The organism is Novosphingobium sp. BAM6, from assembly GCF_057784955.1.
Map to the genome: position 1 here is coordinate 117,134 of NZ_JBYNTR010000002.1, position 23,874 is coordinate 141,007.

Here is a 23,874-nt window from a genome sequence, read left to right on the forward strand (position 1 = left end):
GAGTCAGAGTCAAAGCAAAGTTATGAGTCTTATCCCCAGCCTGTGGGGAGAGTCCTGGGCCTGTCCAAAAGCCGTCGGGGGAATCGGTGGGTACGGGGATGGAATCGTGGTTGCGAGTTGTCACCGGTTCTATCCCGTGGTTTATGCCGCCCTCTATCCACAGCCCTTCCCACAGCACCCGGTACTCCCTGACACATGGCGCGTTTTCACCTGCATCTGCTTTCGGACTCCACTGGCGAGACGCTGGAAATGATCGCCAAGGCGGCGCTGGCGCAGTTCGATGACAGCGATGTCCTGCGCCATTTCTGGCCGATGGTGCGCTCGCAGCAGCACCTCGATCGGATCATGGGCGAGATCGCCGCGAACCCCGGCCTCGTGTTCTTCACGCTGGTCAACGAGGAGACGCGCGGGCGGCTGGAGGCGCGCTGTCAGGCGCTGGGCCTGCCCGCCATCGCCGTGCTCGATGGCGTGACCGATGCGCTGGAGGCCCTGCTCGGGCAGGAAGCCAAGGGTCGCCCCGGTCGCCAGCACCAGCTGGACGAGGCCTATTTCGCGCGCGTCGATGCAATCCAGTTCACCATCGCCCATGACGACGGCATCGCGTGGGAAGACTGGGAGGAGTGCGACATCGTGCTCGCGGGCGTTTCGCGCACGTCCAAGACGCCGACCTCGATCTATCTTGCCAATCGCGGGTACAAGGTCGCGAACATTCCCATCGTGGTGGAAAGTCCGCCGCCGCCTTCGCTGTTCGGGCTGAAACGCCCGCTCGTCGTCGGGCTGACCACCGCGTCGGAGCGGCTGATCCAGATCCGTCGCAACCGCCTGCTCTCGCTCAGCCAGTCGCCCGATACCGACTATGTGCAGGTCGAGATGGTCGAGCAGGAACTGAAGTACGCGCGGCGCATGTTCGCGGACAATTCCTGGCCGGTGATCGACGTCTCGCGCCGCTCCATCGAGGAGACGGCGGCGGCGATCATCAACCTCTATAACGAGCGCCGCGCGGCGGGTGCGCAGGGCCAGACCGGCCCGAAACCGATTTGAGGGAGGCAATGACTATGCTGATCCTTGCCTCGCAAAGCGCCTCGCGCCGCGCCATGCTCGAAGCCGCCGGTATCGCGCACGAGCCGATCCCTGCGCATATCGACGAACGCGCGCTGGAGGCCGGCCTCGGCGATGCGCCGCCCGAAGAGATCGCCCTCGCCCTCGCCCGCGCCAAGGCGCAGGCGATCAGCGCGCAAGCTGAGGGCCGCCTCGTGCTCGGCAGCGACAGTCTGGTCGAATGCGAAGGCCGCCGTTTCGACAAGCCGGGCAGCCGCGAAGGCGCCGCCGAGCATCTGCGCTTCTTCTCCGGCAAGGTCATGCGCCTGCACAGCGCGGCGGCGCTGGTGCGCGACGGCAATGTGGTGTGGGAAGCGCCCGCGCGCGCCGACCTGCATGTCGCGCCGCTGAGCGAGGCGTTCATCGAGAGCTATCTCGATGCCGAATGGCCCGCCATTTCCGGGTGCGTCGGCTGTTTCCGCATCGAGGCGCGCGGCGTGCAGCTGTTCGAGCGCATCGAAGGCGACTATTTCACGATCCTGGGCATGCCGCTGCTTAAAGTGCAGGCGGCGTTGCGCCAGCTGGGAGATCTCGACGCGTGACCGATACCGCCACCATTCCTTATGCAGAAGTGATCGGCGATCCGATCGCGCAGTCGAAATCGCCCGCGATCCACAATTTCTGGCTGGGCAAGCTTGGCCTCGAAGGGCGCTACGACCACTGCCTCGTCCATGTCGACGATCTGGGCGACTATATCGCGCGCCGCCGGGCCGATCCGCTGTGGCGCGGGTGCAATGTAACGATGCCGCACAAGCAGCTGGTGCTGCCGATGATGGACCGGCTCGATCCGCTGGCCGAGCGTATCGGCGCGGTGAACACCGTGGTGCGCGAGGCCGACGGCTCGCTGACCGGCTACAACACCGACGCTTCGGGGTTTCTGGAGCCGCTGCGGCCCCGGCTGGCCGAGACGCACCTGTTCCGCATGGCGCGGGTGATCGGCACCGGCGGCGCCGCACGGGCGATCGTTGCGGGACTGACGGCGGAGGGCTTCGTCGTGGTGCTGGCGGGGCGCGAGGCCGAGCGCGCGCAGGAACTGCTCGCCGAGGTCGCGCTGGGTGACGACCACCACGCCATCGCCACCGAACATTTCGCCACGCCCACCGATTTCGCCTTCGACGACCGCGAGCAATTGTTCGATCTGGTGGTGAACGCCAGCGCGCTGGGCATGACCGGCCAGCCGCCGCTGCCGTTCGACTTCAGCCACGCGCCGCCGAACAGCGTCGTCTACGACATCGTCACCAGCCCGCTCGACACCCAGTTCCTGAAGGCCGCGCGGGCGGCCGGGTTCGAGACGATCGACGGCCTCTCGATGCTGATCGGGCAGGCGGACGAGGCCTTCGCGCGCTTCTTCGGCGCTCGCCCGCCGCGCGAGCACGACGCCGACCTGCGCCGCCTGATCCTGTCGTAAGGAGGCGGGCGTGCCGCAAAAGCGCCCCGTGATTTTGGGCCTGACCGGCTCGATCGGCATGGGCAAGTCGACCGTGGCGAGGATGCTGCGCGAGCTTGGCGTGCCGGTGTTCGATGCCGATGCAGCCGTGCATGTCCTGCAAGGACCGGGCGGCGCGCTGCTGCCCGCCATCGAGGCGGCGTTTCCCGGCACCACCGGACCCGATGGGCTCGACCGCGCGAAGATGGGCACGGCGGTGTTCGGCGATCCGCAGGCGATGGCGCGGCTGGAGGGGATCGTCCATCCCGCCGTGGCGACCTTGCGCGCGGCCTTCCTGCGCGATCATGCCGAAGCGCCGCTGGTGGTGATGGATATCCCGCTGCTCTATGAAAAGGGCTACGAAAAGACGCTCGATGCGGTCGCGGTGGTCTCTGCCCCCGCCCAGATGCAGCGCGCCCGCGTGCTGGCTCGCCCCGGCATGAGCGAGGCGAAATTCGAGGCGATTCTGGCACTTCAGGTGCCCGACGCGGAAAAGCGCGCGCGCGCCGACCATGTGATCGATACCGGCACCACGCTTGAGCAGACCCGCGATCAGGTGGATGCCATCGTGAAGAGGATAAGCGGAGATTATTAATCCCCGTCCGGCCCTTGCACGAAAGCGTCATGAGGCAGATATGAAGAGGAATGCGAGAGATTATCTTTGACACCGAGACGACTGGATTCGACCCCAAGAGCGGGGACCGGATGGTCGAGATCGGCTGTATCGAGATGATCAACCGGGTGCCCTCGGGCGCCACCTATCACGCCTATTTCAACCCCGAACGCGGCATGCCGGCAGAGGCCGAGGCGGTGCACGGCCTGTCCGATGCCTTCCTGGCCGACAAGCCGCTGTTTTCGGCCTGCGCGCAGGATTTCCTCGATTTCATCGGCGATGCGCCGATGGTCGCGCACAACGCCGGGTTCGATTTCAACTTCATCAATGCCGAGCTGGCGCTCTGCGGTCTCGAGGCGGTCTCGCGCGACCGTATGGTCGATACCGTGGCGCTGGCCAAGCAGCGCCATCCCGGCGCCAAGCTGTCGCTCGATGCGCTGTGTACGCGCTACGGCATCGATCGCAGCCACCGCACCAAGCACGGCGCGCTGCTCGACGCCGAACTGCTCGCGCAGGTCTATGTCGAGCTGCGCGGCGGGCGCCAGATCGGCCTTGGCCTTGTGGCCGAGGCACACGAAATCGTGGCGGAAACCAAGGTCCTCGTCCGAAAGGACCGTCCCTTCCGCCAGCCGCGTCCCCACGCGGCCACTGCCGAGGAACTCGCCACCCATGCGGCGTTTCTGAAGACAGTCGATGCCCCGCTCTGGGGTGAGGGATAACGCCAAGAAGAGGAGCAATTGCCCATGGATATCCGCGTTTCCGGTCATCAGGTCGAAACTGGCGAGGCCCTGCAGGTCTACGCAAGCGAACGTCTCGATGCGATTATCGCGAAGTATTTCAACCGGGCCCTCTCGTCGCACGTCACCTTCGGGCGTGCGCCGGCCGGCGCATTTCGATGCGACATCATCATGCACGTGATGCAGAACCTGGTGCTCAAGGCCACCGGTTCCGCGCAGGACGCGCACCCCGCGCTCGATCAGGCGGCGGAAAAGATCGACAAGCAGCTGCGCCGCTACAAGCGCCGCCTCAAGGACCGCAGCGAGCAGGCTCAACACGCCGCCGCAGTGGAGGAAGCCGCCTACATCATCTTCGAGGAACAGCAGCACCACGAGAACGACGACGAGCCGGAGCAGGAAGCGCCGGTGGTGATCGCCGAAACCCGCGTGGATATCCCCGAAGCCACCGTTTCGGACGCGGTGATGATGCTCGACCTGCGGCACACCAATGCGCTGTTCTTCAAAAACGCTGGAACGGGACGCCATAATATGGTTTACCGCCGCGGCGACGGTTCGATCGGCTGGGTGGAGCCGCACTGACGCTGAGCGTGCGCCATCGGCCCTGCCTCCAGGGTTGATACTTCAACGGCGGACAACGCAGGAGCCCCGGTTCAGCCGGGGCTCATCTGCATTTGACCACGGGGGCGGTCACGGACCAGATCAGTACTTATACAATGAACCATCTTTTCACCCTGCTGCCCGAAGCCGTGACCACGGTAAGCGCGGACAGCAAGCCGATCATTCTGGGGCGCCTCGCCGATCTTTTCGCGCAGGTCTACGATCTCGACCGCGAGACCGTGCTGGCCCACCTGTTCGAGCGCGAGGCGCTGGGCAGCACCGGCTTCGGCCGCCGAATCGCCATTCCCCACGCCCGCATTCCCGGCCTCCAGCGTCCGGTTGCCGGGTTCGTCCGTCTGGAAGCTGCCGTCGATTTCGAGGCGGCGGACGGCCAGCCGGTCGATCTGGTGTTCGGCCTGCTCTCGCCCGATGGCGCTGGCGCCGTCCACCTCCACGCCCTCGCGGCGATCTCGCGCATGATGCGTGACGAGCGCATGCACGAAACCCTGATGGCGGCGCCCAGCGCGGAAGCTGTCTACAGCCTGCTGAGCAACGTCATCGAGCGCGATGCAGCCTGACGACAGTATCGCGAGCCCTTTGTCCAGCAAGGGGGCATCCAGCGGGGCGCAGACACATTGGCGGGCGCTGGAAGCGCTCTATCACTCGGCCCCGATCAACCGCCTGTTCCGCTCTTCGCTGGCGATCCACGAAGAAGGCGAGGCGACGATCTCGTTCGAGGTCGGCCCCGAGGTGTTCCATGCCGCAGGCGCCGCGCACGGCACCATCTATTTCAAGATGCTCGACGATGCGGCGTTCTATGCCGCCAATACCCTCGTCACCGACCGTTTCCTGCTGACCACTTCGTTCAACCTGCACTTCTCCGCTCCGGTGCGTGAGGGGCGGGTGACGGCGCATGGCCGCTGGATCAGTGGGCGCCGCCGTGTGCTGGTGGCGGAATCGCGGCTGGTCGATGCAAGCGGTGAGGAGATCGGGCGCGGCACCGGCACGTTCATGCGTTCGCGCATGGCGCTTTCGGGGCTGGCCGGATACGGCTCGCCCGCGTCCGTTCCCGCCTCCGTACCCGACGAAGGGTAACGCATCCGCCATGGACCAGCGTCTGCCCGCCCATCTCGAAGTCGCTGCACTGATTCGCCGCACGCAGGCCGCCGGGGGATTCGCGATGGTGCTCGCCAAGGGTGAGGCGGACGCCGGAACAATTCTCGTGACGATACAGGAACGTGGCGGTCCGGCCCGTCTCTACGAACGGATGCCGCGCCTCGATGGCACCCGTGGATGGGACTGTTCGCGGGTGCAGGACGCTGAGAACCCATTCGAATTTACCGAGTACCTCGACCGGCGAAAGGCGCAGGATCGCGACCTGTGGATCGTCGAACTGGATGTCGCAGGGGGCGAACGACTCCTCGTGGAAGGCTGACCCGGTGGGTTGACTTGGCTTTCGCGGGCTGGCAACGGCGCGCTCTCGTTGAAGCGAATGCGGCTTTCGGGGCAGATCGGCCCGGTGAGTTAGCACGCAGACGGGGGATCGTCGGCAGGCCGAACGGGTCATATGCTTTCCGCGGGGGGAGCATCCGTTCCAGGGCCTGTGTCTGACCGGTTCACCGCTCTTGAACAAGGCTCGATGAAGAGCAAACTGGTTTGGGCGGGCGCATGTGCCCGTTCCGCGATGGTCCTTGTGACCCTCCTGAGCGCCCTGGGATCGGGCGCGGTAGCCTCGGTGGTGGCACCCGGGCAGACCGAACAGAATCCCGTGGCCTTCGTGTCGCAGCCTGTCGTCCAGCCGCTTCCCAATGCCGAAGCGAGTGCCGGGCCTGACGCCGCAGACGACGATGCAGACATCGGGGCCGACCCTGTTTCTACCGATGCTTCGGACCAGAGCGCTTCCTCGCTCTCCGAACTGGTGTCCGACGTTGCCGACAATGCGGGCAAGATCGACCGCAACATGAAGTGCCTGGCAGGCGCCGTCTATTTCGAGGCGCGCGGCGAGACGCTGGAAGGTCAGCTGGCCGTGGCCCGTGTTATCGTAAACCGCACCAGCTCGGGTCGGTTCCCGACAAGTTACTGCGGCGTGGTGCTCCAGCCCTCGCAGTTCTCGTTCGTGCGCCACCACAGCCTGCCGCATATCGACACGTCGTCGGACACCTGGAGCCGCGCTGTCGCCATCGCGCGCATCGCCGATCAGGGCACCTGGAAGAGCGCCGCCAAGGGCGCGCTGTTCTTCCACGCGACCAGCGTTTCGCCGCGCTGGGGCCTGACGAAGCTGGCCCAGGTCGACAACCACATCTTCTATCGCTGAGATAACTGGCGCTGAAATAGAAGCGGGCGCGATAAAAAGGGCGCGGACGGTTTCAAAGCCGATCCGCGCCCTTTCGTGTTTCTTTCAATCCCGCAGTTCCACCCAGACCGGCGTGTGATCGCTGGACTTCTCTCGCCCGCGGTATTCCTTGTCGACGCCGCAGGCGACCAGCCGGTCGGCCAGTTCGGGTGACAGCAGGGCGTGATCGATGCGGAAGCCGTGATCGCGCTGCCAGGCCCCGGCCTGATAGTCCCAGAACGTCCACACCCCGCCCTGCGGCGCATGGGTGGCCACCGCATCGGTCCAGCCATCGCCGAGCAGGCGGTAATAGGCATCGCGCGATTCCGGCTGCATCAGCGCGTCCGAGGCCATCGCGGCGGGTGCCCACACATCGGCATCGGTCGGGATCACGTTGTAGTCGCCGGTGACGATCGCGGGCACTTCTTCGGCCGCGATCTCGGCCATGCGCGCGCGCAGCCGCTCCATCCAGCGCAGCTTGTAGTCGAACTTCGGCCCCGGCACCGGATTGCCGTTGGGCAGGTAGATGCACGCGACGCGAACCCCGAACACGTCCGCCTCCAGATAGCGCGAATGCAGATCCTCGGGGTCACCCTCCAGCCCGCGCCGCACTTCGACCGGCTGTTCGCCGTCGGCCAGGATCGCGACGCCGTTGAAGCCCTTCTGGCCGTGCCACAGCGCCTTGTAGCCGAGCTTCTCGAACTCCTCGATCGGGAAGCCCTCGTCCTGCGTCTTGATCTCCTGCAGGCAGGCGACGGAAGGGCGGGTTTCCTCCAGCCATTCGAGCAGGCGGGGCAGACGGGCCTTGATCCCGTTGATGTTGAATGTGGCAATCTTCATGATGCGCCTTGTCGGGAGTGAGCCCCCCTGTCGTCAAGAGCGCGGCCCTGTCCCCTGCACGCTTTCGTCTCGACATATCCCGTCGCCACAGATACCAATATCGGATCAATCAAATACCAATGACGGGGGCGAGTGGCATTATGCGAAAGTCGGGATCGTTTCGAACGAAGAGTCTGCTGGCAACCGGCGCTGCGGCGCTGCTGATCGCAGTCCCAGCGCTTGCTGCACCGGCGACCGCACCGGGCCTGTTCCCCACCCCGCAATCGCTGCGCCTGACCGGGCCGGACATCGCGTTGGGTGACAGCGTGACGATCGTCGCGCCCAAGGGCACCGATGCCTCCAGCCTCGATCTCGTGCGGCAGGTGCTGACGCAGGCGGGCGTGGCGCATGTCCGCATCGCCGCCGGCATGGGCAAGAGCGTACGGGGCGTGCAGGTCGTGCTCGGCACGGCGGACACGCCGCTGGTCGCCCATGCGCTTGCCCGGACCGGCGCCAGCGTGCCCGACCACGCCGAAGCCTATGCCCTCGCCAGCAAGGCCGATGAGAGCGGCGCGCTGATCGTGCTGGCGGGCAAGGATACAGACGGCCTCTATCACGCGGCGCAGAGCTTGCGGCAGCTGGTGGCGAAAGACAGCATCGCCTCGCTGACCATTGCGGACTACCCCGCCATGCCGGTGCGCGGCACCATCGAGGGCTTCTATGGCAAGCCGTGGACCATGGCGCAGCGCGAGGCGCACATCGCCTTCCTCGCCCGGTTCAAGGCCAATACTTATATCTACAGCCCGAAGGACGACACTTACGCCCGCGATCACTGGCGCGATCCCTACCCCGCCGAAACGCTCGATGCGCTTTCCAAGGTGGTCGACGTTGCCAACCGCGAGCATGTGAACTTCGTCTACGCGATCTCGCCCGGCCCTTCGGTGTGTTACAGCGATCCGGCGGACCTCGCCGCGATCCGCACCAAGTTCGGCGCGCTGCGGGCACGCGGCGTGCGCAGCTTCTACGTCGCCTTCGACGATATCGAATACACCAAGTGGAACTGCAAGGGCGACGAGGCGAAGTTCGGTGCGCCGGGCGAAGCGGCTGCGGGCAAGGCGCAGGCCAGCCTGCTGAACGCGGTGCAGGCGGACATCACCGCAGATGATACGCATACCGGCCGCCACGGCGCGCTGATCATGGTGCCGACCGAATACTACAACGCCACTGTCTCGCCCTACAAGACGGCGCTGGGCGAAGCGCTCGATCCGCGCGTGGTGGTGCAGTGGACGGGGACCGACGTGGTGCCCTCCTCGATCTCGGTGTCCGATGCCAAGGCCGCGACCAAGGCCTTCGGGCGCAAGACGCTGCTCTGGGACAACTATCCGGTGAACGACTATGGCGAATCCGCCGGCCGTCTGCTGATGGCGCCCTACGATCGCCGACAGGCGGGGCTCTCCAGCGAACTGGAAGGCGTTGTCGCCAACCCGATGAATCAGGAAGTGTCGAGCCGTCCCGCCGTCGCGGGGCTGCTGGCTTTCGCCTGGAACGACAGTGCCTACGATGCGCAGCGCACCTGGCGCGCCGCCGCACGCGACATGGCGAGCGGCGATGCTGCGACCACGCAGGCGCTGCTGACCTTCTTCGACACCCAGCACCTCGCACCGACCTTCGGGCACCAGCCCTGGCAGCCGCAGGCGCCGGTGCTCGCTGCGAAGGTCGATGCGGTGCGCGATGCGCTGGCGAGCGGTGACGTGGCTGCGGCGCGCGCGGCGCTCGCCCGTCTCGGCAAGGCCGCCGATGCCCTTGCGGCGGCACCCGATCGCATCCGTGCCGGCGTTCCCGGCGAGACCGGGCGCGGGTTCGTGGCGGAAGCTGCGCCCTGGCTCGATGCGACGGCGCTCTGGGGCCGTTCGCTGCGCCTGACGGTCGATGGCCTGAATGCCGCGTTGGAGGACAGCGAGGCCGCGCCGCGTGACTTTGCAGAGGCGAAGGCGCTGGCGGACAAGGCCGCCGCGATCCAGTCGATCCCCGGCGCGACGCGTATCGGCGGGCCGATCAAGGTCGCCGATGGGGTGCTCGATACCTTTGTGGCCGATGCGCCGGGGCTGGTCTGGCAAGGCCCGGCACCAGCGACAAAGCCCTGAGGCACAAACGAAAAGGGCCGGAAGACGAACTTCCGGCCCTTCTCGTATTCAGCGCTATTCTGCTGGCGATCAGATCGCGAAGCTCGATCCGCAGCCGCACCCGGCAGAGGCATTCGGATTCTCGACCCGGAATGCCGCGCCGCCCAGCGATTCGACGTAATCGACCACGCAGCCGCTCACCAGATCGAGGCTGACCTGATCGACCACCAGCGAGACGCCATCGGTTTGCGTCACCGAATCGTCGGCATCGGCGGCGTCCGCCAGCCCGAAGCGGTACTGGAAGCCCGAGCAGCCGCCCCCTTCGACGGCAAGGCGCAGGATCGCGGGCTTGCCCTGCTTCGCGGCGATGGCGGCAACCCGCGCGGCGGCAGAGGGGCTGAGCGTGAGAGCGGTGGTATCCATGATCCGAATGTAGGCGCGCCGCCCTTCTGCGACAAGGTGGAGGAAGGGCGCGCGCGGATAATCAGGAGGTCTGGATATAGGAGCGCATCGCCTCGGCTTCGGATTCCACTTTCTCGATGCGGTACTTCACCAGATCGCCGATCGACACGAAGGCGACCATGGTTCCGCCCTCCACCACCGGCAGATGGCGGATGCGCCGCCGCGTCATCAGCGCCAGCGCGCTCATCACCGGGGTATCGGGCTCGGCAGTGACGGGTGGCGCGGTCATCACATCGCCCACGCGCATTGCCAGCATCGAAGGGCCGAATTCGCGCAGGCGATAGATCACGTCGCGTTCGGAGAAGATGCCGACAAGCTCGTCGCCGTCCATCACCGGCAAGGCGCCGATGCGCCGCTCGGCCAGAAGCCCGGCGGCTTCGCTGACAGGGGTGGATACATCGCAGCGCACGACATCGCCGCGTCCTTCGATCAGACGTCCGATCGTCATTTCGACTCTCCCTCTTTTGTGTGTTGGAGGCTTTGCTCGTTGGGGGGAGGGTATCAAAGCGCAAAGCCGCCGTCACGCGGGGTTTATCCGGCTCTAGCCCCCCTCTAGCCTCTTCTAGCCCCTCTCTAGCCTGCCTTTGCCTCCTCTCTGTCGGCACGGGGGACTTGCGCGATCGCTTGCAAGCGCACAGATGATTTCACGTGAAACATCGCTCGTCCCTGCTCCGGAATCCCCAGAAGGCGGCGCTCGCCTGGGCGCGCTATCGTCGGGTCATGGCGTGGATGATGGCCGTCACGGTGCTGCTGGTGATCGGCATGATCGTCCATCTTTGGCGCGGTAACGGACTGATTTCCGTGCATTTCTATATCGCGGCAGCGCTGGGACTGGGCCTGTCGATGCTGCTCGCCTCGGCCCTGATGGGGCTGGCGTTCCTGTCCAGCAGCAGCGGTCATGACGATGTGGCAGGCGGTACGCAAACCGGCGAGGACGCGGTCACGCCTCCGGAGGAGTAAGCCGGAAATCCGCGACCGGCTCGCCGCCGATCAGGTGCTCCTGAATGATACGCTCCAGCACGGTTTCGGTGCAGGAATGATACCAGACATTGTCGGGCCAGACGACCGCGACAGGCCCCGCAGCGCAGATCCGCAGGCAGTCCGCCTTGGTGCGCGCGACCCCGCCCTTCCCGTCCAGCTTGAGCTGTTTCAGGCGCTTTTTCAGGTACTTCCACGATGCTGCACCAGTCGCGGGAGAGCAGCACTCGCCCTTCTGCGGCTCGGCACAGATAAAGATCTGCCGCTGGACAGTCGGCCCGCCGATCTTCGCGAAAGCGGCCTGCGCCTTTTCGACCTGACGATCCCCGACCGACATCGACAACCCTTCCCGTCAGCCCTTCTTGCCAACGATCCGCGCGATTTCGGCAGCAACGAGTCGCTCGACCAGCGGCGGCAGGTTCTTGTCGAGCCATTCCGCCAGCATCGGGCGCAGCAGGTCGCGCGTGAGCCCTTCCAGCGAGGTTTCGCCCGAGCGCACGATCTGCGGCGACGCGCCGGGTTCCGCCAGCATGGCCAGCGCCGCCAGCGACTCGCGCATCGATGCCCGCGCACCGGGAGGAATCAGGCCGTTTTCCGTCGCTTCATCATCCTCGTCATCGGAGATGAACGCGGCACTGGCGGCAAGATCCAGCACGTCTTCGGGATCGGGCACAACGGGAGCGGACTGCGCCGGGGCCGTTGTTGCAGGCGCTTCCGGGGTGAACGGTTCGCTGCGCGACCGGGTCGAGCGTGTACCGGTGCGATTGTCGCGGGCGATCACCTGCTTGATCGATTCGAGAATATCCTCGACGCTGGGTTCACCCGGCTGACGCATCGTTACCTAAATCCCCTGAGACAGGCACAATCCCGCCCACAGCCCCAATTGTGACTGACCTGAAGCGGGAGCGCAAGGCCGGAAGGGCTCAGTGCGGCCCCATGGTCGTATCGTTGCCGTCGGGATTGTCGGCATCGAGATCGTAGGCCTGCGCCCTCTCTGCCGAGATGTTGCCGTCCTGGATCGGGGTATCGACCGTGCGGGTGGACTGCGCCTCGGGCGCGGGATCGTTGCCCCAGTCGGACATCTTGGCCTTTACCCGCCGATAATTGATCTCGGGATCATAGAGCACGCCGCCATCCAGATTCAGATCGCGTGCCTCCGCATGGCCCATGGCCGCCAGCAGGGTGAAGCCTGCGACGTAGGCATCGCGCCGCGCGGTGACCAGCGAGACCTGTGCGTTCAGGTACTCCTGCTCGGCATTCAGGATATCCAGGATCGTGCGGTTGCCCACGCTGTTTTCGGCCCGCACGCCTTCAAGGCTGAGCTTGGCGGCGTCGACCGCGACTTGCGACGTGCCGATAAGGTCGTTCGCAGCCTTCCACGAGGAATAGGCGGAGCGGACCTGTGCGATGACTTGGCGCTCTGCAGCGATTTCGGTTTCCATCGTCTCCTGCGCCGTGGCCTGCGCCTGTCGTCGCTTGGCGGCGGGAAGGCCGCCCTGGAAGATCGGCAGGTTGATCTGCACGCCTGCCTGTGCGCTCGTCTCGGTCTGTGAATAGAGACTGGGCAGCGCACCGCCGAGAGTGCCGAAATAGTCGTTGTATCCCCCTTGCGCGAACAGGTTCACCGTCGGCAGGCGTCCCGCTCCGGCGACGTCGATGTCTTTTTCGGATGCCTTGGTACGCTCGCGCGCGGCAATGAGATCAGGGTTGTCGTCGAGCGCGATGCGCACGGCATCGTCGGGCGAGGTCGGAAGACCGGGAAGCGGCGGCGGGGGCACGAGATCGACCGGCGCCTTGCCGACCAGCTGGATATAGCTCTCGCGCGCATTGGTAAGTGTTGCCTCGGCATTGCGGACCTCGCCCTGCGCCTGTGCAAGGCGCGATTGCGACTGGGCAACGTCGGTGCGGGTCAGATCGCCGATCTGGAAACGATCGCTGGTGGCGTTGAGGTTCACTTCCAGAACGTGGACATTCTGCCGGTTGAGCGCGACCACGGCCTCACCCCGGATCACGTCCATGTAGGCCGAGACCACATTGGAAAACAGTGAGCTTTCACTGCCGCGCAAGTCCGCCTGCCCGGCATCGACACGGATCTTCGCCGCCTTGACGCTGTTCTTCACCGCGCCGCCCGAATAGATCGGCTGGCCGATCGTTCCGGTTGCTGCCAACGCGCGTTCCGGGCTGGTATAGGAATTGGCGCTGCGCTTGACGAACTCGGTGTAGGTTGCCGTCGCGCTGGCGTTGGGCAGGCCCGAGGAGCGGGCGATGGGAACATTCTCATCCACTCCGCGCTGTTGGGCGCGGGCGGATTCGAGCGTGGGGTTTGTCTGGTAGGCCGTCACGAGCGCATCGCGCAGGGTATCGGCTCTTGCCGCTGAAATACCGGCAAGCCCCGTCAGACATCCCCCCACGATGAGCCCGGCGCGCCATGCGAACCGGGCCATAAACTTAGAAACTCCAGCGCTTGGGTGCAGCAAATTCGGGAAGAGTGGGAATCCCCATTTCCGCCAGTTGCTGCAGGGAAACCACGCCGTTGACCTTGGTGCCGGTGGCGATACGGCTGACGCCGCGCACCATCAGGCCGCAGGATACACGGCCACCTTCGGCGATATGTGCGGTGAGTACGTCGGGCAGCACTTCGATGGCGCCATCAATGACGACGAGCGTGAAGTCAGCCGGGCCAGCGATCGAGGCCAGAGCGTCAGGCGCGACAACATCAAGCGAGCCCACCAGCGGACGCAGCAGCGCCGCAAGATAACCATTGGCATCGCCGATAAGGAGAGCCTTGTCGGCCTTCGTCGGTCGGCCATCGGCGATCAGGCGGGCATGGACCAGCGGGGCGGCAAGCATGCGACCGTTACCGAGCGGCAAGGCGCGATCGATATAGGCGACATTGCGCAGGTCTGCCGGGACGAAATCCTCGCGTGCGACCGAGGCCATCGCCTCCAGCACCCAGGGCTCGTTCACGCCGCTGGTACGCAGCTGACTGACGATCATCGCGCGGCGGGCGGTATCGGATGCGGTGGACCGGGTTTCGGTCAGGGTCATGGTGGAAACTTCCTTCCAGGCTTACGTACCCGGGAGCCCCTATCTCCGGCTTTGCAGTTCATCGGGGCTCGCGCACGTTCGGACGAGAATATAGGCCGCCTTCTATGCCAAGCGGAGGACAAGGCCAAGGGGTTTGCCGCGACGCTTGTCGATGCCGGTCAGCGGTTTGCCGATCCTGCAAGCGCAGTTGTGTTCGGCACACGAAGGACTGCGAAAATGCGATTTTGCGCTGGGCAGCAAGTGCCCCTAAGGGGAGGCGTGGCAAGAGACGCAAAATTGCGCAAAGGGAGCCCCGTCCATGACCGAAATGGTGACCATCCGCGAAAGCGACCTGATCGAGAGCGTTGCCGACGCGCTCCAGTACATCAGCTACTTCCATCCGATGGATTATATCCGCGCACTCGGCGACGCTTATGAGGCCGAACAGGGCCCCGCCGCGCGCGATGCCATCGCCCAGATCCTGACCAACAGCCGGATGTGCGCCGAGGGGCACCGTCCGCTCTGTCAGGACACCGGCATCGTCAATGTGTTCATCGAATGGGGCCAGAACTGCCGCCTTGAATCCGATCGCTCGCTTCAGGAAGTGGTCGATGAAGGCGTGCGCCGCGCTTATGGCAATGCCGAGAACAAGCTGCGTGCCTCCGTGCTGGCCGACCCGGCGTTCACGCGTCGCAACACCAAGGACAACACGCCCTCGGTGCTGTCGGTCACGATGGTTCCGGGCTCGAAGATCTCGGTCGACGTTGCGGCCAAGGGCGGCGGCAGCGAGGCCAAGTCGAAGTTCAAGATGATGAATCCCAGCGATTCGATCGTCGACTGGGTGATCGAGATGCTGCCGCAGATGGGCGCCGGCTGGTGTCCGCCGGGCATGCTGGGCATCGGCATCGGTGGCACGGCCGAGCACTGCGTCAAGCTGGCCAAGCAGAGCCTGATGGAGCCGATCGACATGGCCCAGTTGAAGGCCCGTGGTCCGCAGAACGACATCGAGGCGCTGCGTATCGAGATCTTCGACAAGGTCAACGCGATGGGCATCGGCGCGCAGGGTCTTGGCGGCCTTGCCACGATCCTCGACGTCAAGATCCTCGACTGGCCGTGCCATGCCGCGAACAAGCCGGTGGCGATGATCCCGAACTGCGCGGCAACCCGCCACGCGCACTTCACGCTGGATGGTTCGGGCCCGAGCTACCTCGAAACGCCGAAGCTGGACGAGTGGCCCAAGGTCGAATGGAAGCCCAGCAAGGAAGCGATCCGTGTCGATCTCGATACGCTGTCGCCCGAGCAGGTGCAGGGCTGGAAGCAGGGCGATCGCCTGCTGCTGAACGGCAAGATGCTGACCGGCCGCGATGCTGCGCACAAGCGTATCCAGGACATGCTGGCCAAGGGCGAGGAACTGCCCGTCGATTTCAAGGGCCGCGTGATCTATTACGTTGGCCCGGTCGATCCGGTGCGTGATGAGGTCGTAGGCCCTGCAGGTCCGACCACCGCGACGCGCATGGACAAGTTCTCGGACACGATGCTTGACCTTGGCCTGCTGGCCAGCATCGGCAAGTCCGAGCGCGGACCGGCGGCGACGGAATCGATTGCCAAGCACAAGTCGGCTTATCTGATGGCCGTGGGCGGTGCTGCCTATCTGGTCAGCCGCGCGATCAAGGAAGCCAAGGTCCTTGCCTTCGAGGATCTGGGCATGGAGGCCATCTACGAGTTCACGGTGGAAGATATGCCGGTGACAGTGGCGGTCGATTCCGAGGGCCAGAACGTCCACCAGCTCGCGCCGCTGGTGTGGAAGGAAAAGATCGCCAAGGAGCATCTGCTTCCGGCCTGATCTGCTCAACGGACAGATTCAAAAAGGCGCCGCGCGGCAAGGTTCGCGCGGCGCCTTTTTCGTGGCGCATTCGATGGGTGTCGTCCTGCTTCGACGAGCGTGCTGGCCTTCACCGCAAGGCACGCTAGTCTGTCATCAATGAGATCATCCCTTCTGCAACCGCGCGTTCCGGCGCGGGCCGTTCTTGGATCGCTGGCTGCGCTCTGGGCCTGCTACTTCGTGCTGGCGACCGCGCGCGGCGCGCTGGTCGGCCTTGATCTCGACTGGCCGATCGTGTCGCGACGGCTGACGATCTGCATCCTTTCGGCGATGGTCATGGCGGTGTCCTGGCCGCTGCTCCAGATGATCGAACGGCGTTCATGGACATTCCGGCTGACGGCAGTGCTGGCAGGTGCGCTGCCGCTCTCTTTCGCGCTGGCGCTGATCAACGACACGATCTTCTCCGATCTCGAAACGATAACGGAGCCTCCTGCCGGGACGGTGAGCGTCGGTGAGGACGGCAAGATTCGCATCACGCGAGATGATGGCGGGAACATCCTTGTCGATATTCCCGAAGCTACTCCGCCAGCCCCTCCGGCACCTCCCGCTCCGGTTCCGGGGGCGGAGCCCACCGCCATGCCTGCCTCGCCCCAGGCGCCACAAATCACCATTCATTCGGGCGGGGGTGAAGACGAGAAGGCGCGGATCGGTCGCGCCGTTTCGCTGGTGGACACCTCGCTGGGACGATACTTTCTGATCCTCGCCTGGGCAGCGCTCTATTTCGCGCTGGCCAAGGCCGAGGAAGCCCGCGCGGCGGAACGGCGCGAAGGGGAGTATCGCAGAGCTGCCGAGGCGGCGGAACTGCGGAGTTTACGCTATCAGGTCAATCCGCATTTCCTGTTCAACACACTCAATTCCCTGTCTGCGCTGGTAATGACCGGGCGGCATGAGGATGCGGAGACGATGATCCAGTCGCTCTCCAGCTTCTACCGGCATACGCTTTCCGGCGATCCCACCGGTGATATTTCGCTCAGCGAGGAGATCGAACTGCAACAGCTTTATCTGAAGATCGAGGGGGTTCGTTTTCCCAACCGCCTGCGCGCGGCGATTGCGGTTGACGCTGAAGCGGCAGGCGTAAAAGTGCCGGGCATGATCCTGCAACCGCTGGTCGAGAACTCGGTGAAGTATGGCGTTGCCGCGACGCAGCGTCCGGTCACGATCAGCATCCGTGCGCAGCGAAAGGGCGATATGCTCGAAGTGGTGGTTGAGGATGACGGTCCGGACAAGAGCGAGACGACGCCTGTGCTGGGCGTGGCGGGCTGCGGGATCGGTCTTGCCAACGTGCGTGACCGGCTGCGGGCGCGGTTTGGCGGACGCGCCAGTCTGTCTCACGGCGACCGTGCCGGGGGTGGCTATGCCACGATCTTGACGATACCCATGGGCGATGCTGGCAGTGACGCAGGATGGCTGTCGCTGGATGGGGGGAGAGCATGAGCGATATCGAAGGAAACGCGCCGCTGCGTACATTGATCGTCGATGACGAACCTTTGGCGGTGGAGCGTATGCAGGTGATCTGCTCGCGCCTTCCGGCTCTGGCGGTGGTTGGCACGGCCAGCGATGGGGAAGCTGCATTGCGGCTGATCGATGCGCTGGGGCCTGATCTGGTGCTTCTGGACCTGACGATGCCCGAGACCGACGGACTGACCGTAGCGCGTCGTCTGGCCGACCGAGTGGCTTCGCCCGCGGTCATCTTCGTGACGGCACACGATGAGTTCGCGGTGGAGGCCTTCGATCTCGATGCGGTGGACTATGTGCTCAAGCCCGTGGCGCCGGATCGTCTGGAGCGAGCTGTGGGGCGGGTGCGAGGCCGCCGGATCGAGCGCCCTGCCCTCGTCGATGCCTGGCTTTCGGAGTTCTGGGTGCCGCATCGCTCGGAACTGGTCCGCATTCCGGTTAGCGATGTGGTGCGGATCGACGCCGAGCGCGATTACGTCAAGCTCCATGTTCGGGACCAGAGCTATCTGCTGCTCCAGACGATCACCAGTATAGAGCAGCGGCTGGATCCGGAGCGGTTCATCCGCATCCACCGCAGCTGCATTCTGCGCCGGGATTGTGTGACAGGGCTGGTCCACGAAGGTCTGGGCGTCTGGTCCGTGGAAACGGCCGATGGCGAAACCCTGAGGATTGGCCGGACCTATCTTCCTGCCGTCAAAAAAATGGCGGGTCGCTGATCCGGTTTCCCGGTCGGCGCCCGCCAGTCGGTCACGCTTTTCTCTTTTGGGACGCGGGTGAAGGGAGTCATCCGCCGAGGCGGGTATCGCTGACGATGGCGGCCATCTGGTCTTTCGCCTTGGAGCGGGCGTCGTGATAGCACTGGACCGCACCGGGTGCGCGAAGGATCGTGCCAGTCACGACCTTATTGTAGTCGCAGGCCTTGCGGGCAGCGGCATTCAGGCGCTTTTCCAACGCGACCTGCCCTTGCTGGGTCGAAAGGTCGAGGTCGCTATAGTGTACGAGCACCTGCTCGGCATGGGCGCTTGAGGAGGCAGCGAAAAGACCGCCGGTCAGGGCAAGGCTGAGAGCGGCGGCGGCGAACTGGGTCTTGAACATCGGGCTTCTCCTTGAGGGAGCCGTCTGTTTCCGGACCCTTTTGTCCGCAGCGGCTCGATGAGGTTGTTCTGCAACGACCCGCGATTCGATTCATCCGAAGGTCGACTTGCGCGCACGGTGGATCGACGAAGGAAAAGCGCTGCCGACGAGCGACATCTGCCATCGACGAACAGCGTCGGTTGCCATCGACGGAGCGAGGTGCTCATGTTCGAGAAAACGATATAAGGCTGGCTTGGTCCGATGATCCTGATGCTCGTGTTCTGTCTTGGCATCGTCAATTTCGCGGCCCACAAGGCCGTGATCGAAAGTGGTCATCCGATGATTGCGCAGGCTCCATGGTATTTTCAGCCGTTGGGCGGCAAGCTCAGCCTGCTGGTCGAGTTCGCAATGCTGTGGGGAGCCATGGTCATGGCGGTGAGCGGATCGGTTGGCTGGGCTCTTGTATACCTCGGATACTCGGGGATGAATGCCGTGGCCGCCTGGTTACTCGTCAGCGGGCGGCTCTGATGGGGAACCCTGTGGCATGCCCCCGGTTGTTCCGGGCAGCGACAATTGGATGACGGCGAAAGGAGAAGGCGGCGTGGGGGGCACCCGGGTCTGGCTGGTTTGTAATCCGGATAGCGGCAGCAATGACGAGGCGGCGATCGAACAGCTTTGCGAGGACTTTGCTGCCGCAGGGTTCCACGTGGAACGTCTGGTGCGGTTTCCGGTCGAGGATGCACCCTCACCTTCGCAACTGGACGATGCCGATGTGGATCTGCTGGCCGTATTTACCGGTGACGGTACGATTCATGCTGCCGTCGCTGCGGCTTCGGGCTGGTCCGGCGCTGTACTGGTGTTGCCCGGCGGCACAATGAATATGCTGTCCAAGCGCCAGCATGGCGATGTCGATGCGAAGACGATCCTTTCACGCCTCCGCCCCGGTGATGTCACCTGTACCCGGCCCAGTGTGATCCGCTCGCGACATGGCGTGGCGCTTACCGGCGTGCTGGCAGGGCCGGGAACGGTCTGGAACGAAGTGCGCGAGGCCATGCGTGCGAAGGATTTCGTCGAGTTTCTGTCCACGACCAGGCAGGCGATCAGTTGGTCGGCAAACGGGCCGAAAGTTCGCTGCGCCGAGGTCGACGGCGGGCGTGAGGAAGGCTATGCCGCCATCACCGTGGCGCCGCAGGACGAAGGCTTGCAGGCCAACGGCTATTATGCGGAATCGCTTGCGGACTATGCAGGACAGGGCATCGCCCTGCTCAATCGCGATTTCCGTGACGGTCCGCATGACGATCTGGGCACGCACCGGCGTGTCCGTCTGACCTGCCCCGATGGCGAGCCTATGGGCCTGTTGCTGGATGGGGAGCCGTTCGACGGTGCCGCCGAAGAGGAATTCGAGATGACTGCCTGTGACGTCGATCTGGTGATGACCAAGGATGGTTGAGATGCCCTCCCCCCCGATCCGACTGTTTCATATCAGCGATATTCACTTCGGCCTTGAAGATACCCGCGCGCTGGCGTTCGTCGAGAAGGCGATCGCGCGCGAGAAGCCCGATGCGGTGGCGATAACCGGCGATCTCACCATGCGCGCACGCCATCGCGAATTTCGCGATGCAACGGCGTGGATCGGTTCGCTCGACGTGCCGGTGACGGTCGAGGTGGGCAACCACGACATTCCCTACTTCAATTTGTACGAGCGTTTCTTCGATCCCTACAAGCGCTTCCATGCGATCGAGCGGATGTTGGAAGTGCAGCTCGATCTTCCGGGCCTAGCCATCGTGCCGCTCAAGACCACGACGCGGGCGCAATGGCAGCGCTTTCCCTGGTCGAACGGTTGCGTGACCGACAAGGCTCTTGCCGAGACGCTGGCGGCGATCGATGCACTACCCAAGGGTACGCGCGTACTGGTTGCCGCGCACCATCCTCTACCCGAACGGCGCAAGCGTGATGGCAAGCTGCTGACGATCAACGGGACCAAGGCGATGGAAGCGCTCGCCTCGCGCAAGGTCATGGGGATTATGACAGGGCACATTCACGACCCCTTCGACCTTGTCGAACAGACCCTCGCGGGCCCCTTGCGCATGATTGGTGCCGGCACGCTGTCGAAACGTATCCGCTCGACGCCGCCCAGCTTCAACGAGATCGTGATTGAGGGCGATGCGATCCGGGTGATCGTGCGCAATCTTGAGGATGTGGATACGCGTGCGATGCAGATCGACGACGTGCCCGAGAACGCCTTGCCCCCGCGCGAACCAGGAGAACCGGTTTCGGGCGTGGCGACGGTGCCGCTGGTCGATCCGCCGGTACACTGACCAGCGGATGCGTCGCTTTCAGGCGCGGTCCATCTTGGCGGCGTAAATCAGGCGACCCTCGCCCAGATGGGCGAATGCCTGCGCGATCTGGCTGTCACCCACGGCAAGGCAGCCCTCGCTGCGCCCCAGCTTGCCATGCGTGTCGATCATGTCCGGTTCGGCATACCAGGCGCCATGCACCACGATTGCGCGCGACAAGGCATTGCTGTTGGTCGGATCGAGCCCGATCAGGCGCTGCGAATGGCCGTGCTGTCCGGAATAATAGGCCCCTGTCAGGTAGGCGCCTTCGCTGCTGGCATTGGAACCGGGCTGGTTCGAGAAGCGTTGAAGCCATCCGGAGTGTGCAGGATCCGAGCCGGAGCCGTGCGAGACCAGAAGCGAGGTCGTGGTGCCTGCTTCAAGGTCGACCAGATGGAAGCGCGGATCGGACGAGGATGAGGCGAAGTCTACAACGCCGATTCGGTCGCGCTTGAATGTGTCGCCATGCCGGTCGAGTGCGCCAAGCGCGGCGGACATCAGCATCGGGCGAATGCCCGAGGCGCGGATGGCGTCGGCATGCTCGATCGCCTGTGCCTTCACCGCCGGTGTCGGTACGGGACGGCGGCGGGTCGACAGGGCCTGGACAGCGCTGGAGGAACTCGCGGCCATGACCGTGGCCGCGACGATGAAATTGCGTCGGGTAAGAATCATATGGCGTCCCTAATGCCACGAGTGATCGACAAGGTCTTGGCCAATCGCGCCCATCCGACCACAAGCTGTTGACGTGCGGCGAACTGCGCGCATGTCGGGAAGGAGGATCGCAGAGCAGCGATGACGATCACGCGAAACCGTCCGGCCAATGCCGATACCTATCGCGGCGCCGTATCTTCGGCGGTGCGCGCCCTGCAACGCACGCACGGATTGTCGGACGGTGAATTTGCCGAGCGGATCGGTTGTTCGCCGGGTACGATTCGCAACGTTCGTTCCGAGCAGACCAGCCTCGATCCTGTGCTGCTGCTGCGGCTGGAGCAGGAGTTTGGCCCCGGCGCCATCGATCCGGTGCTTCGTCTGGCGCAAGTGCGGGCCTATCCCCTGCCCACTTCGATGACCAAGCAGGACCCGGTGCTGGCCGTTGTCGAGGCGCTGCACCGGATCATCGAAGTCCACGCGATCGATGGTAACAGCAAGGCGCGGATCACCCCTGCGGAACTGCGCCGCATCATAGTCGAACTGCGCCATGGTCGCGCTGCGCTGGATACGCTGATCGCGCGGGCAGACGGGAGCGGCAGCGGATGATACCTTCGCTTCTTTCGCTTCCCCGGCCGGGCGATGCTGCCAGAGCCTTGCTGGTGCGCCGGGTGCGCGCGGTGTTTAACGATGCTGCGCGCGGGGAAACGCCGGTAGTACCCTCACCCGATGCGCTGTTCGCGGAAGGAACGCCGATCCGGCAGGTTCATGGCGATGTCGTGGCGATGATGGTGGGCGGCATGTCTGCGCTCCTGCTTCAGATGCTTCATCCGGCGGCATTGCAGGGTGTGCTCGATCATTCCGATTTTCGCCATGACATGGCCGGGCGGCTGCGTCGCACCGCGCGGTTTATCGCGCAGACGACCTATGGCCCACGCGAAGAAGCCGAGCAGGCCATTGCCCGCGTCAATCTGATTCACCAACGGATTCAAGGTACTTTGCCGGATGGGCGTTCTTATTCCGCTACGCAGCCGCGCGTACTGGCGTGGGTTCACTTGGCCGAGGCGACGAGTTTCCTGGCCGCCTACCGCCGCTATGCCGATCCCGAAATGAGCGGGGTGGCACAGGACAGCTACCTTGCCCAGTTCGCCGAAGTGGCGCGTCGTCTGGGCGCCGATCCGGTGCCGGACAGCCGCACCGAGGCGGCGGTTCTGCTCACCGAGATGCGCGGCGATCTGGTGGGCAGCGCACAGGCGCAGGAGGTGGCGCAATTCGTATTGCAGGGATCGCGCCGGACAGTTGGCGGTGCGGTTCAGAATCTGTTGGGCGCGGCAGCCATCGACCTGCTGCCACCCTTTGCCGCACCGATGCTCGGGCTCAGTTCAGGGGGGGCTCGTCGCTTGCCGGCCCTTGCTGTGACACAGGCTATGGCGGAGACTGTGCGCTGGGCTTTTGCCGGAGCACGCAGAGCCGGAACGTGAGAAAGGCCGCCTCCTCTTATGAGGGAAGCGGCCTTTTCATTGGCTCGTCCTGGGGTCAGTAGTCGTGATCGACCGAGCCGAGGCCGTTGATCTGCGTGCGCAGCGTGGTGGGCTTGCGGGTAAGCCGCAGCGAGCCAACACCGTTGATCTCGACATCGACGAGGTTGCTGGCGCCGACGGCGACGTCCCCTGCCCCCGACATGCGGATCACCGCGTCCTCGCTGTCGACACCTTCCAGATCGAGATCGCCTGCGCCGTTCGAGGTCACATACATCTGGCGAACCTTGCCGCTGGCATCGAGGTCGATCGCGCCGTTGGCCTTGAGGTCGAGGCGATCCTGATCGAGGCCGTGGAGGGTGACATCACCCGGCGCTTCGAGATCGAGACCGGCAATCTGCGGCGCGGTGATCGTCACCTTGATGCCGTGGTGGAAGTGGCGGGCGTTGTCGGTGCCATCGGTCTTTAGGCGACCGTTGTCCCACACGAGGTGATCGACGAGCGAGGCCGGGCCGCTGACGGTCATCTGTGCCTTGTCGCCGCGAACGAAGTGCAGTTCCACAGGCACTTCCATGGCGATCTGCTGACCGGGCTGGACCGCGAAAGTGCGGACGTGCTGCGGGCCGTGGTCTGCCTTGTCGTCGTCATCGAAGTTGAAGTGCCAGCCCTTCCCGTCCTGAAAGGCCTGGCGAACCTCCTTGCCGCCGATGATCCAGGCGCTGCCAATGGCGAGGATCGAGAGGATCACGCCGCTGACGAAGACGATGAGCAGTTTCCTGAGCATGGTAT

Annotated in this window: 30 protein-coding genes; 20 read left to right on the forward strand and 10 right to left on the reverse strand. The window is 64.7% G+C overall.

The window, feature by feature from the left end:
• Positions 1–195: 195 nt before the first annotated feature.
• The 10 genes from AC3EC3_RS09225 (at position 196) to AC3EC3_RS09270 (ending at position 6,785) form a co-directional block, all read left to right on the forward strand.
• Positions 196–1,041: a pyruvate, water dikinase regulatory protein gene (locus AC3EC3_RS09225; RefSeq protein ID WP_488489334.1), complete on the forward strand. Its 846-nt coding sequence runs from the start codon at positions 196–198 to the stop codon at positions 1,039–1,041.
• A 14-nt stretch (positions 1,042–1,055) separates the two neighbouring features.
• Entirely contained in the window at positions 1,056–1,640 is a 585-nt protein-coding gene (locus AC3EC3_RS09230) for a Maf family protein (RefSeq protein ID WP_488489832.1), read from the forward strand.
• The gene (locus AC3EC3_RS09235) at positions 1,637–2,506 is read left to right on the forward strand and encodes a shikimate dehydrogenase family protein (RefSeq protein ID WP_488489335.1); all 870 of its coding nucleotides are present in this window, start codon (positions 1,637–1,639) and stop codon (positions 2,504–2,506) included. The genes AC3EC3_RS09230 and AC3EC3_RS09235 overlap by 4 nt, the downstream gene beginning before the upstream one ends.
• A 10-nt stretch (positions 2,507–2,516) precedes the next feature.
• The gene (gene coaE / locus AC3EC3_RS09240; RefSeq protein WP_488489336.1) at positions 2,517–3,119 is read left to right on the forward strand and encodes a dephospho-CoA kinase; all 603 of its coding nucleotides are present in this window, start codon (positions 2,517–2,519) and stop codon (positions 3,117–3,119) included.
• A 50-nt stretch (positions 3,120–3,169) separates the two neighbouring features.
• The gene (gene dnaQ / locus AC3EC3_RS09245; RefSeq protein ID WP_488489337.1) at positions 3,170–3,856 is read left to right on the forward strand and encodes a DNA polymerase III subunit epsilon; all 687 of its coding nucleotides are present in this window, start codon (positions 3,170–3,172) and stop codon (positions 3,854–3,856) included.
• Positions 3,857–3,880: 24 nt separating this feature from the next.
• Complete coding sequence (gene hpf, locus AC3EC3_RS09250; protein ID WP_488489338.1) at positions 3,881–4,453, forward strand: ribosome hibernation-promoting factor, HPF/YfiA family; 573 nt, start codon at positions 3,881–3,883, stop codon at positions 4,451–4,453.
• 134 nt (positions 4,454–4,587) lie between these two features.
• Complete coding sequence (locus AC3EC3_RS09255; RefSeq protein ID WP_488489339.1) at positions 4,588–5,049, forward strand: PTS sugar transporter subunit IIA; 462 nt, start codon at positions 4,588–4,590, stop codon at positions 5,047–5,049.
• Positions 5,039–5,566 carry a PaaI family thioesterase gene (locus AC3EC3_RS09260; RefSeq protein ID WP_488489340.1) on the forward strand — a complete coding sequence of 176 codons (528 nt, stop codon included), beginning with the start codon at positions 5,039–5,041 and terminating at the stop codon, positions 5,564–5,566. Before AC3EC3_RS09255 ends, AC3EC3_RS09260 begins: the two co-directional genes overlap by 11 nt.
• A gap of 10 nt (positions 5,567–5,576) precedes the next feature.
• Positions 5,577–5,906 carry a DUF1491 family protein gene (locus AC3EC3_RS09265; RefSeq protein WP_488489341.1) on the forward strand — a complete coding sequence of 110 codons (330 nt, stop codon included), beginning with the start codon at positions 5,577–5,579 and terminating at the stop codon, positions 5,904–5,906.
• Positions 5,907–6,110: 204 nt separating this feature from the next.
• The gene (locus tag AC3EC3_RS09270) at positions 6,111–6,785 is read left to right on the forward strand and encodes a cell wall hydrolase (RefSeq protein WP_488489342.1); all 675 of its coding nucleotides are present in this window, start codon (positions 6,111–6,113) and stop codon (positions 6,783–6,785) included.
• An 84-nt stretch (positions 6,786–6,869) separates the two neighbouring features.
• On the opposite strand, the gene xth is transcribed toward AC3EC3_RS09270, so the two are convergent.
• Positions 6,870–7,643, reverse strand: coding sequence for an exodeoxyribonuclease III (xth, locus tag AC3EC3_RS09275; protein ID WP_488489343.1), 774 nt, complete (start codon positions 7,641–7,643; stop codon positions 6,870–6,872).
• A gap of 140 nt (positions 7,644–7,783) precedes the next feature.
• Between xth and AC3EC3_RS09280 the strand changes: the two genes are divergently transcribed.
• A complete protein-coding gene (locus AC3EC3_RS09280) occupies positions 7,784–9,766 on the forward strand; it encodes a glycoside hydrolase family 84 protein (RefSeq protein ID WP_488489344.1) in 1,983 nt (660 codons plus the stop codon).
• A gap of 69 nt (positions 9,767–9,835) precedes the next feature.
• On the opposite strand, the gene AC3EC3_RS09285 is transcribed toward AC3EC3_RS09280, so the two are convergent.
• Together AC3EC3_RS09285 and AC3EC3_RS09290 are read right to left on the reverse strand one after the other, a co-directional pair.
• The gene (locus AC3EC3_RS09285) at positions 9,836–10,168 is read right to left on the reverse strand and encodes a HesB/IscA family protein (protein WP_488489345.1); all 333 of its coding nucleotides are present in this window, start codon (positions 10,166–10,168) and stop codon (positions 9,836–9,838) included.
• Between the two features lie 61 nt (positions 10,169–10,229).
• On the reverse strand, positions 10,230–10,655 hold the full coding sequence (locus AC3EC3_RS09290) for a CBS domain-containing protein (protein WP_488489346.1): 426 nt from the start codon (positions 10,653–10,655) through the stop codon (positions 10,230–10,232).
• Between the two features lie 200 nt (positions 10,656–10,855).
• On the opposite strand from AC3EC3_RS09290, the gene AC3EC3_RS09295 reads away from it, so the two are divergent.
• Entirely contained in the window at positions 10,856–11,167 is a 312-nt protein-coding gene (locus AC3EC3_RS09295) for a hypothetical protein (protein WP_488489347.1), read from the forward strand.
• Here AC3EC3_RS09295 and AC3EC3_RS09300 read toward each other — a convergent pair.
• The 4 genes from AC3EC3_RS09300 to AC3EC3_RS09315 all read right to left on the reverse strand — a co-directional run bounded on the left by AC3EC3_RS09300 (position 11,148) and on the right by AC3EC3_RS09315 (position 14,233).
• Entirely contained in the window at positions 11,148–11,522 is a 375-nt protein-coding gene (locus AC3EC3_RS09300; protein ID WP_488489348.1) for a (2Fe-2S) ferredoxin domain-containing protein, read from the reverse strand. The two genes, AC3EC3_RS09295 and AC3EC3_RS09300, sit on opposite strands and share 20 nt — an antisense overlap.
• Positions 11,523–11,537: 15 nt before the next feature.
• A complete protein-coding gene (locus AC3EC3_RS09305; protein ID WP_488489349.1) occupies positions 11,538–12,020 on the reverse strand; it encodes a DUF2497 domain-containing protein in 483 nt (160 codons plus the stop codon).
• Between the two features lie 88 nt (positions 12,021–12,108).
• Entirely contained in the window at positions 12,109–13,629 is a 1,521-nt protein-coding gene (locus AC3EC3_RS09310) for a TolC family outer membrane protein (RefSeq protein ID WP_488489350.1), read from the reverse strand.
• Between the two features lie 4 nt (positions 13,630–13,633).
• Entirely contained in the window at positions 13,634–14,233 is a 600-nt protein-coding gene (locus AC3EC3_RS09315; protein ID WP_488489351.1) for a protein-L-isoaspartate O-methyltransferase family protein, read from the reverse strand.
• A gap of 298 nt (positions 14,234–14,531) precedes the next feature.
• Here AC3EC3_RS09315 and AC3EC3_RS09320 point away from each other — a divergent pair, with 298 nt between their 5' ends.
• From AC3EC3_RS09320 to AC3EC3_RS09330, 3 genes are all read left to right on the forward strand, one after another.
• Positions 14,532–16,055, forward strand: coding sequence for a fumarate hydratase (locus AC3EC3_RS09320; RefSeq protein WP_488489352.1), 1,524 nt, complete (start codon positions 14,532–14,534; stop codon positions 16,053–16,055).
• Between the two features lie 138 nt (positions 16,056–16,193).
• Positions 16,194–17,528 (forward strand): sensor histidine kinase, encoded by a 1,335-nt coding sequence (locus tag AC3EC3_RS09325; RefSeq protein WP_488489353.1) that lies wholly within the window; start codon positions 16,194–16,196, stop codon positions 17,526–17,528.
• A complete protein-coding gene (locus AC3EC3_RS09330; protein ID WP_488489354.1) occupies positions 17,525–18,265 on the forward strand; it encodes a LytR/AlgR family response regulator transcription factor in 741 nt (246 codons plus the stop codon). The genes AC3EC3_RS09325 and AC3EC3_RS09330 overlap by 4 nt, the downstream gene beginning before the upstream one ends.
• 67 nt (positions 18,266–18,332) lie before the next feature.
• Here AC3EC3_RS09330 and AC3EC3_RS09335 read toward each other — a convergent pair whose 3' ends face one another.
• The gene (locus AC3EC3_RS09335; protein ID WP_488489355.1) at positions 18,333–18,644 is read right to left on the reverse strand and encodes a UrcA family protein; all 312 of its coding nucleotides are present in this window, start codon (positions 18,642–18,644) and stop codon (positions 18,333–18,335) included.
• 240 nt (positions 18,645–18,884) lie between these two features.
• Here AC3EC3_RS09335 and AC3EC3_RS09340 point away from each other — a divergent pair, with 240 nt between their 5' ends.
• The 3 genes from AC3EC3_RS09340 to AC3EC3_RS09350 all read left to right on the forward strand — a co-directional run bounded on the left by AC3EC3_RS09340 (position 18,885) and on the right by AC3EC3_RS09350 (position 20,941).
• Positions 18,885–19,151 (forward strand): hypothetical protein, encoded by a 267-nt coding sequence (locus tag AC3EC3_RS09340; protein WP_488489356.1) that lies wholly within the window; start codon positions 18,885–18,887, stop codon positions 19,149–19,151.
• 73 nt (positions 19,152–19,224) lie between these two features.
• On the forward strand, positions 19,225–20,073 hold the full coding sequence (locus AC3EC3_RS09345; protein WP_488489357.1) for a diacylglycerol kinase family protein: 849 nt from the start codon (positions 19,225–19,227) through the stop codon (positions 20,071–20,073).
• Between the two features lies 1 nt (position 20,074).
• The gene (locus AC3EC3_RS09350) at positions 20,075–20,941 is read left to right on the forward strand and encodes a metallophosphoesterase family protein (protein ID WP_488489358.1); all 867 of its coding nucleotides are present in this window, start codon (positions 20,075–20,077) and stop codon (positions 20,939–20,941) included.
• A gap of 18 nt (positions 20,942–20,959) precedes the next feature.
• Here the strand turns inward: AC3EC3_RS09350 and AC3EC3_RS09355 are convergent, their stop codons facing one another.
• A complete protein-coding gene (locus AC3EC3_RS09355; RefSeq protein WP_488489359.1) occupies positions 20,960–21,631 on the reverse strand; it encodes a murein L,D-transpeptidase catalytic domain family protein in 672 nt (223 codons plus the stop codon).
• A gap of 120 nt (positions 21,632–21,751) precedes the next feature.
• On the opposite strand from AC3EC3_RS09355, the gene AC3EC3_RS09360 reads away from it, so the two are divergent.
• A complete protein-coding gene (locus AC3EC3_RS09360) occupies positions 21,752–22,216 on the forward strand; it encodes an XRE family transcriptional regulator (protein WP_488489360.1) in 465 nt (154 codons plus the stop codon).
• Positions 22,213–23,088, forward strand: coding sequence for an oxygenase MpaB family protein (locus tag AC3EC3_RS09365; protein WP_488489361.1), 876 nt, complete (start codon positions 22,213–22,215; stop codon positions 23,086–23,088). The genes AC3EC3_RS09360 and AC3EC3_RS09365 overlap by 4 nt, the downstream gene beginning before the upstream one ends.
• A 55-nt stretch (positions 23,089–23,143) precedes the next feature.
• Here the strand turns inward: AC3EC3_RS09365 and AC3EC3_RS09370 are convergent, their stop codons facing one another.
• Positions 23,144–23,869, reverse strand: coding sequence for a GIN domain-containing protein (locus AC3EC3_RS09370; RefSeq protein WP_488489362.1), 726 nt, complete (start codon positions 23,867–23,869; stop codon positions 23,144–23,146).
• Positions 23,870–23,874: the final 5 nt, after the last annotated feature.

What these genes read in the sequence shown, in the direction of transcription:
- AC3EC3_RS09225 (WP_488489334.1), top strand. Translation starts at nt 196, where the DNA reads ATGGCGCGTTTTCACCTGCATCTGCTTTCGGACTCCACTGGCGAGACG.
- AC3EC3_RS09230 (WP_488489832.1), top strand. Translation starts at nt 1,056, where the DNA reads ATGCTGATCCTTGCCTCGCAAAGCGCCTCGCGCCGCGCCATGCTCGAA.
- dnaQ (WP_488489337.1), top strand. Translation starts at nt 3,170, where the DNA reads ATGCGAGAGATTATCTTTGACACCGAGACGACTGGATTCGACCCCAAG.
- hpf (WP_488489338.1), top strand. Translation starts at nt 3,881, where the DNA reads ATGGATATCCGCGTTTCCGGTCATCAGGTCGAAACTGGCGAGGCCCTG.
- AC3EC3_RS09255 (WP_488489339.1), top strand. Translation starts at nt 4,588, where the DNA reads ATGAACCATCTTTTCACCCTGCTGCCCGAAGCCGTGACCACGGTAAGC.
- AC3EC3_RS09260 (WP_488489340.1), top strand. Translation starts at nt 5,039, where the DNA reads ATGCAGCCTGACGACAGTATCGCGAGCCCTTTGTCCAGCAAGGGGGCA.
- AC3EC3_RS09265 (WP_488489341.1), top strand. Translation starts at nt 5,577, where the DNA reads ATGGACCAGCGTCTGCCCGCCCATCTCGAAGTCGCTGCACTGATTCGC.
- AC3EC3_RS09270 (WP_488489342.1), top strand. Translation starts at nt 6,111, where the DNA reads ATGAAGAGCAAACTGGTTTGGGCGGGCGCATGTGCCCGTTCCGCGATG.
- xth (WP_488489343.1), bottom strand. Translation starts at nt 7,643, where the DNA reads ATGAAGATTGCCACATTCAACATCAACGGGATCAAGGCCCGTCTGCCC.
- AC3EC3_RS09280 (WP_488489344.1), top strand. Translation starts at nt 7,784, where the DNA reads ATGCGAAAGTCGGGATCGTTTCGAACGAAGAGTCTGCTGGCAACCGGC.
- AC3EC3_RS09285 (WP_488489345.1), bottom strand. Translation starts at nt 10,168, where the DNA reads ATGGATACCACCGCTCTCACGCTCAGCCCCTCTGCCGCCGCGCGGGTT.
- AC3EC3_RS09290 (WP_488489346.1), bottom strand. Translation starts at nt 10,655, where the DNA reads ATGACGATCGGACGTCTGATCGAAGGACGCGGCGATGTCGTGCGCTGC.
- AC3EC3_RS09300 (WP_488489348.1), bottom strand. Translation starts at nt 11,522, where the DNA reads ATGTCGGTCGGGGATCGTCAGGTCGAAAAGGCGCAGGCCGCTTTCGCG.
- AC3EC3_RS09305 (WP_488489349.1), bottom strand. Translation starts at nt 12,020, where the DNA reads ATGCGTCAGCCGGGTGAACCCAGCGTCGAGGATATTCTCGAATCGATC.
- AC3EC3_RS09310 (WP_488489350.1), bottom strand. Translation starts at nt 13,629, where the DNA reads ATGGCCCGGTTCGCATGGCGCGCCGGGCTCATCGTGGGGGGATGTCTG.
- AC3EC3_RS09315 (WP_488489351.1), bottom strand. Translation starts at nt 14,233, where the DNA reads ATGACCCTGACCGAAACCCGGTCCACCGCATCCGATACCGCCCGCCGC.
- AC3EC3_RS09320 (WP_488489352.1), top strand. Translation starts at nt 14,532, where the DNA reads ATGACCGAAATGGTGACCATCCGCGAAAGCGACCTGATCGAGAGCGTT.
- AC3EC3_RS09325 (WP_488489353.1), top strand. Translation starts at nt 16,194, where the DNA reads ATGAGATCATCCCTTCTGCAACCGCGCGTTCCGGCGCGGGCCGTTCTT.
- AC3EC3_RS09330 (WP_488489354.1), top strand. Translation starts at nt 17,525, where the DNA reads ATGAGCGATATCGAAGGAAACGCGCCGCTGCGTACATTGATCGTCGAT.
- AC3EC3_RS09335 (WP_488489355.1), bottom strand. Translation starts at nt 18,644, where the DNA reads ATGTTCAAGACCCAGTTCGCCGCCGCCGCTCTCAGCCTTGCCCTGACC.
- AC3EC3_RS09340 (WP_488489356.1), top strand. Translation starts at nt 18,885, where the DNA reads ATGATCCTGATGCTCGTGTTCTGTCTTGGCATCGTCAATTTCGCGGCC.
- AC3EC3_RS09350 (WP_488489358.1), top strand. Translation starts at nt 20,075, where the DNA reads ATGCCCTCCCCCCCGATCCGACTGTTTCATATCAGCGATATTCACTTC.
- AC3EC3_RS09355 (WP_488489359.1), bottom strand. Translation starts at nt 21,631, where the DNA reads ATGATTCTTACCCGACGCAATTTCATCGTCGCGGCCACGGTCATGGCC.
- AC3EC3_RS09360 (WP_488489360.1), top strand. Translation starts at nt 21,752, where the DNA reads ATGACGATCACGCGAAACCGTCCGGCCAATGCCGATACCTATCGCGGC.
- AC3EC3_RS09365 (WP_488489361.1), top strand. Translation starts at nt 22,213, where the DNA reads ATGATACCTTCGCTTCTTTCGCTTCCCCGGCCGGGCGATGCTGCCAGA.
- AC3EC3_RS09370 (WP_488489362.1), bottom strand. Translation starts at nt 23,869, where the DNA reads ATGCTCAGGAAACTGCTCATCGTCTTCGTCAGCGGCGTGATCCTCTCG.